The organism is Candidatus Dormiibacterota bacterium (assembly GCA_035532035.1).
Taxonomy (GTDB): domain Bacteria; phylum Vulcanimicrobiota; class Vulcanimicrobiia; order Vulcanimicrobiales; family Vulcanimicrobiaceae; genus Tyrphobacter.
Window position 1 is genome coordinate 1 of record DATKRS010000013.1, and the last position, 6345, is coordinate 6345.

The following is a 6345-nucleotide window of genomic DNA, read 5'->3' on the forward strand; positions in this document are numbered from 1 at the left end:
GATGAATGCGATGTGAATCGAGAGCGAGAAGAAGAGGTCATGAGCGATCCTCCCGATAGCTGCGGCCGCGCCGCATTCCTGAAAGCGACGTCCCTCGTTTTGGGGGCGAGCTACGTCGCCGGACTCGGATCCGCGCGAACCGCCGATGCGGCCGGCGGCGGCCCGCCGATGGAGGCGTCGACTCCCGCCGACGCACTCGCCAAACTCAAGGCGGGCAACGCGCGCTTCGCGGCCGGCAGGCCGGAGTGCGCTCCGCTCACGGCGCGCGTTGCAGAACTCGCGAGCGGACAGAATCCGTTTGCCGTCGTGCTCGGATGCTCGGACTCGCGCGTTCCCGTCGAAACGGTCTTCGATCAGGTTCCGGGAAACGTCTTCGTCGTTCGCGTGGCGGGGAACTATCTTACCGATGACGGGCTTGGCTCGATCGAGTACTCGGTGGCGGTTCTCAAATCGAAGCTCATCCTCGTGCTCGGTCACTCGAGCTGCGGGGCCGTCAGCGCCGCACTCACGTACGTCAAAGACGGTGCGACGCAGCCCGGCCACATTCAAGACGTCGTGATGGCGATTGCGCCCGCCGCTCGAGCGGCCAGAGGCCTTCACGGCGACTGGCTCGCGAATGCCGTATCAGAGAACGTCAGGCGCAACGTGCATGCGATGACGCAACGCTCTCATATCGTCGACGACGCGGTAAGAGCCGGATCCTTGCACGTTACCGGCGGCGTCTACGACCTGCACACGGGGCGAGTTCAGGTTATCGCGTAGCGCCGCGACGAGGATCACGTAGCCGCGCCTCCTCGCAGACGCTCGGCAAGATGTTCGCCGACCCGGATCGCATTCGCCATCGCGGTCAGAGCCGGGTTCACCGCGCCGATGCTGGGGAAGAAACTCGTGTCGACGACGTAGAGATTGTCGATCTCGTGCGTCTTGCAGGTGAGGTCGAGAACCGTCGTAGCCGGATCGACGCCGAAGCGGCAGGTTCCCACCTGATGCCCGACGCCGGCGATCGGCACGTCTTGCTCGAAGTAGTGGTTGCGCTGCAGCAGGCGACGCGGCCGCATGCCGATGCCGCCGAGCATCGCCTCGAGCCGGCGAAAGAGGCGCGCGAACTCTTCCCTATTCGTCGGCTGGTACGACAGCGTGATCGTCCCGTCCGCCGCGACGGTGATGCGGTTCTCGGGACGTGGCAGGTCTTCGGTCGTCAGCCAAAAATCGACGGAGTGATCGGAAAGCTCTTGCAGCGTGAACTCGGGTGCCAGGGCGGTCTCGCGCGGGCGCTCGCCGCGATACATCGGGGGTTGCGATTTCCCCACCATTTGAATGTTACCCATCGGATATGCGAAGTCGCGCTCGCCGAAGTAGAAATCGTTGAGGGCCAGCGTCTTTTGGAAGACCGTCGGGTTTTTCTCGAGCGAGACGGCCATCACCGCCGCGCAGTTGTGGAACATGTAGTTGCGCCCGACCTGTCCCGAGCCGTTCGCAAGCCCCCGAGGATGCGCGTCGTTCGCTGAGCGAAGGAGCAGCTTCGCCGAGTTCGCAGCGCCGGCAGAGACGACGACGACGTCGCTCGAGTACTCTTCGCGAGCGCCACGTCGCTCGACGATCACCTTCGTCACGGTGCGGCCTGAGTCTCCGGTCTCGAGTTTGACGACCTCTGCTCCGACCAGGAGCGTCACGTTCGGCATGTCGAGGATCGGCCGAACTGCGAGAACCTCGGCATCGGATTTCGCGTGGACGAGGCACGGGTACCCGTCGCACCATTTGCATCTGATGCACGCGCTGCGCGGCGGATCGGCTTCGTCGAGCAGTATCCCGCACGGCGCATGGAACGGGTGGTAACCCGCAGCCGCGAGATCGCTCATGAGCGCAGCCATGCGCGGCTCGTTGGACACGGCCGGCCACGGATAGGGCTTGCTCGCATACCCTTCGGTCGGATCCTCGCCGCGGTTGCCGTGAATCTGATACAACCACTCGGCTTTCGAATAATACGGCTCGAAATCGTCGTACCCGAGCGGCCATGCCGGCGACACCCCGTCGATGTGCCGGACGTCTCCAAAATCTTGCGGCCGCAGCCGATAGAGCGACGCCCCGTACACCTTGGTCGCTCCCCCGACGAAATAATGAACCTGCGGCTGAAACGGCCTGCCGTCCGCGTCGAGCCACGTCTCTTTCGAGATGTAACGGTTTTCCTGGAACACGGCCTTGGGGTCCCAGTTCTCGAGCTCGCGCGGTAGGAAGTTCCCACGCTCGAGCAAGAGCAGCTTCCTACCTGAGGGCGCGAGCGTGTGCGCGAGCGTACCTCCGCCCGCGCCCGTACCGATGATGATGACCTCGTAATGCTCGGTCGCCACGCCCCAAGTGTACCAACCCCAATTTGCAAGTTCCCCTCTGTTTTGCGGCCAATTCTGGTAATATTCATCAATCGTGCTACAACGTTGAGCGCTAAGACAGGATGAACATCTGACTGGTTGAGCCCAGGGCTCCCGGCCTCAACGTGGCTGGATCGAGCGTGATCGCTGATCGCTGGTTCCCGTCGTCCAAGCTCTGTTCGGCGTGCGGCAAAGAGAACGAGTCGCTCGCGTTCTCGGTAGGGAGCGCGTTCTCGAAGCGACAATGCTGCAATCCGGAGCCGTGGAGGCTCACGAGAGGAGCTCTGCATGGGAAGATTTCTTTGGATTTTTTGGTTTGTCTTCTGCCTGGGTCTCGGCGCGGGCGTTTCATCGGGGCTCGCGCAGCAGGCCCAGCCTGCGGTGGCGGTGATGAACTTCTCTACGCAGGGGCTTACCGGTGATTGGTGGGGGCAGTTCGAGCCCGGCGTTGCGCTCTCGGACCTCGTCACGGACCGGCTGGTGAACGCCGGCAGGTTCAACGTCGTGGAGCGCGCGAGGCTCGGCGACACGATGCAGGAGCATCGACTCGACACGTCAGGCGCGGTCGACCCAGAGACGGCGGTACGAGCAGCGCGGCTCGTCGGCGCACACTTCTTGATCGAGGGCAACGTCGTCCAGTTCGATCAGACGGGGAGCTCGGGCGCGAGCCTCGGCCAGAATATTGTTGTGAGCCACGTCGTGTCGAGCAGGCACGCAACCACGGTTGAAGGTACGCCGCCGCCGTGTTACAGGCCCACGATGGAGACGCGGTGCCCAACGGCCGCACCCCGCACCTCGAGCGTCACGACGAGTCACGTCACACATTCGGTTGCGGGCGCGCTCTCCGGGAACTTTGGCAGCGGTCGCGTCACGATCAAGGTCTCGGTGCGCGTGGTGAACGTCGAGACCGGTCAGATCGTTGAGGCATTCGACGACGAGCAGACGCAGACGGCAAACTCGTGGAGCGTCGGCGGCGCCGACTTCTTGACCGGCACGTACGGCAGCTACGAGAACGCAAACTTCATTTCATCGACCATGGGGCACCTCATCGACGCCGAGGCCGGTATCATTGCGGCGCACATAGATGGAGGCCGCCCGTTGAGCGCTGCGCCGATGGGGCCGTCGCTCACCGGGAGGATCATCGCGGTCGACAGCGGGTACTACATCATCAATCTCGGATCGTCGCGCGGGGTTGCCACCGGGCAATACTTTGCGGTGATGAAGGTGTCACAGGTTCGCGATCCCGGTACGGGCAGATACCTCACGGTCAACCAGCCGACGGGAAGAATCGAGATAACGTCGGTCAGTCCGCAGACCGCGATCGGGCGTCGCGTCTCCGGTTCCCCCGCGAACGGCCAAGAGGTAAAGTCGGAACCGTAACGCCTCGTCGCAGCATCACGCGTGCCGCGTTATAGCCTGCAGCACCCATGACGCCGCCTCCCGGGTGCGCCGCGGAACCGCACACGTAGAGATTTTCGATCGGAGTGCGATAGTCGGCGTATCCGGGAACGGGGCGAAAGGCGAAGAGGTTGTCGAGCGACATCGAGCCCTGGAAGATGTTGCCGCCGGTGAGACCGAAGCGCTCTTCGATATCGGGCGGCGTCAAGATTTGGCGGTCGATGACCGATTCCGTGAATCCCGGTGCGTAGCGCTCCACGATCGCGAAGCAGCGGTCGGCAAACTCGTCCTTGAGCCGTTCCGTCCACGGACCCTCTTTCAAACGGTACGGAGCATACTGCACGAACATCGAGACGACGTGTTTCCCCGGCGGAGCCAGGGTGGAATCGAGCGATGACGGCATTTGGAACTCGACGACGGGCTCCCGCGAAGCGCGTCCATATTTTGCATCGTCGTACGCCCGTTCGATGAAGTCCTGATCCGGGCAGAGATGCACGGTGCCGTGATGCTGCACGCCGGGCTCTCGTCCCGGGAGCGCGGTGAAGCTCGGGAGGCGGTCGATTGCAGCATTGATCTTGAGCGAGGCGCTATCGTACGAGATACGCGCGATCGCTTCCCGAAAGTCGGGCGGCAGCAGCTGCGGATCTATGAATCGTTCGAACGTGTGATGCATGTCGACGCCGCTTGCAACGGTGCGCGCCGCAATCTCGTCGCCGTTGGCGAGCACGACGCCAGTCGCCGTGCCGTTCTTGACGACGATCCGCGCAACCTCGGCGTCCGTGCGGATCTCGGCGCCGAGAGCCGTGGCTGCTTTGGCGAGCGCCTGCGTGATGCCGCCCATGCCGCCGCGCATATAGGCCCACACCCCTTTCTTGCCGTTCGTCTCACCCATCACGTGATGGAAGAGAACGTAGGCGGTACCGGGCATCGATGGCGCCATGAATGCGCCGATGATCGCGTCGGTCGCAAGCGTGCCCTTCAGCTCCTCCGACTCGAACCAGCGGTCGAGGATCGGCCGTGCGGCTCCGGTGAGGACCTCCACGGCTTGCGTCATCGCGGATCCCAGGCGTTGCATCGAACGGCCAAGCCGCAACGCCGCTACGAGATCACCGAGCCTCGGCCGGCGGATATTCGGCGGGGCCTGCATGAGCGTCGGCTCGATGACCGACGCAACGCGCCCGAGCATCGCTTCGTATTTCGGATATGCGTGCGCGTCGCGCGTGCTGAACTTCGCGATCTCCCGAGCGTCCTCTTCGATGCCGCGCCCGAGCATCAGGTATCGCCCGTCGAGAAACGGCGAGAACGACGCCGGATTGCGCTCGATCACCTCGAAGCCATACGCCTTCAGATTGAGATCGCGTACGATCTCAGGCCGGAAGAGGCTGTTGACGTACGCCGCCGTCGATATCTTGTACCCGGGAAAGATCTCTTCGGTGACGCAGGCGCCGCCGACGATCGAGCGCCGCTCGAGCACGAGAACCTTCCATTTCGCGCGTGCGAGGTAACACGCCGCGACGAGACCGTTGTGGCCACCACCGATTACGATCGCGTCATATTTGGAGTGCATGTTTCTCCCGTCTACTACTGGCGTAACGCGGCCGGCTGAAAGCAAGGTAGGGCAGGTTTCTTTTAGGCATAAGCTTCGAGCCGCGACCGCACGGGCGATGTCTATGCGCTATTATCCCACGGATTCCTAGAAAAACCGCAGCGAACCCCAACCAGAAAGAAGGTTTGCCCATGCGCAAGTGCGGCTTACAGGCGCGCTCCGCGCCCTCGTCCAATCATCAAGGCCATGGCGCGCATAGCTGCCTTTGGAACTGGTGCCGTGACCGTGTGCGCCGCCGGCATTGCCGCGCTCGTCGGGCTGGGTTACGTACTGGAGGGCGACGGTCTGGTCGTCGCCGCGCTCCTGCTTCCACCGCTGATTATCGCGCTGGTCGTACAGATGTTTTCTCGTCACGACCGCGTCACGACCGCAGTGTCGCTGTACTTAGTGTATTCGTTTGTGATGGGCGCTGCGTTGCTTTCCGTGACGATCGGCGCCGCGGCGAACACGGAGTTCAACGCGCTCGCCGCGGTGTTCGCCCAGCTTGCGCTCTGGCGCGCCAGCGTCGTTCTCGACGCTTTCGCGTCGAGCGGCGCGCTCCGCGCCACGCGGCGCCTCGGGTTCGCGGCGCTGTTGAGCGCCTTTTTGACGATCGCGGCGATTGGCATCTTCGTTGCGATGCTCGTCACTGCCGTCAACAACTCACGCATCCTCCATCACCTGCACGAGCTCGCGCCGTTCGCACTTGCGTATGCCATCACATCGTTCGCGCTGCTTTTGCTCCTTTTGGCGTCCACCGCGATTCTCGTCGCTCGCATCGTGCGAATGCTGCGCGCCAAGACCGGTGACGTGCGACGCCTACAGTGGATTGCCCCCGGATTGCTCTTCGGCTGCGCGATGTCGGTTGCGATCGTCATCGTCAGCGCGTACGGCGTCGTCAAAGTGATTGAGGCCTACAGCGCGTACGCGGGAAACTCGCATAGGGTCGGGGCACTGGCGGCGCCGGACTGGTTCACGACCAGTTGCGTGGTGGTC

The 6345-nt window shown here is 63.4% G+C and carries 5 protein-coding genes; 3 read left to right on the top strand and 2 right to left on the bottom strand.

The window, feature by feature from the left end:
• Nucleotides 1–762 (top strand): carbonic anhydrase (locus tag VMV82_04815; GenBank protein ID HUY40872.1); only part of this gene is annotated, 762 nt, incomplete at its 5' end.
• 14 nt (nucleotides 763–776) lie between these two features.
• On the opposite strand, the gene VMV82_04820 is transcribed toward VMV82_04815, so the two are convergent.
• Entirely contained in the window at nucleotides 777–2348 is a 1572-nt protein-coding gene (locus VMV82_04820; protein ID HUY40873.1) for a GMC family oxidoreductase, read from the bottom strand.
• 306 nt (nucleotides 2349–2654) lie between these two features.
• On the opposite strand from VMV82_04820, the gene VMV82_04825 reads away from it, so the two are divergent.
• Nucleotides 2655–3746: a CsgG/HfaB family protein gene (locus tag VMV82_04825; GenBank protein HUY40874.1), complete on the top strand. Its 1092-nt coding sequence runs from the start codon at nucleotides 2655–2657 to the stop codon at nucleotides 3744–3746.
• Here VMV82_04825 and VMV82_04830 read toward each other — a convergent pair.
• The gene (locus VMV82_04830; GenBank protein ID HUY40875.1) at nucleotides 3670–5331 is read right to left on the bottom strand and encodes an NAD(P)/FAD-dependent oxidoreductase; all 1662 of its coding nucleotides are present in this window, start codon (nucleotides 5329–5331) and stop codon (nucleotides 3670–3672) included. The two genes, VMV82_04825 and VMV82_04830, sit on opposite strands and share 77 nt — an antisense overlap.
• Nucleotides 5332–5556: 225 nt before the next feature.
• Here VMV82_04830 and VMV82_04835 point away from each other — a divergent pair.
• Nucleotides 5557–6345: hypothetical protein (locus VMV82_04835; protein HUY40876.1), on the top strand; the 789-nt coding region annotated here is incomplete at its 3' end.

Excerpts from the sequence above, each read along its gene's own strand:
- VMV82_04825 (HUY40874.1), top strand. The coding sequence starts at position 2,655 with ATGGGAAGATTTCTTTGGATTTTTTGGTTTGTCTTCTGCCTGGGTCTC.
- VMV82_04830 (HUY40875.1), bottom strand. The coding sequence starts at position 5,331 with ATGCACTCCAAATATGACGCGATCGTAATCGGTGGTGGCCACAACGGT.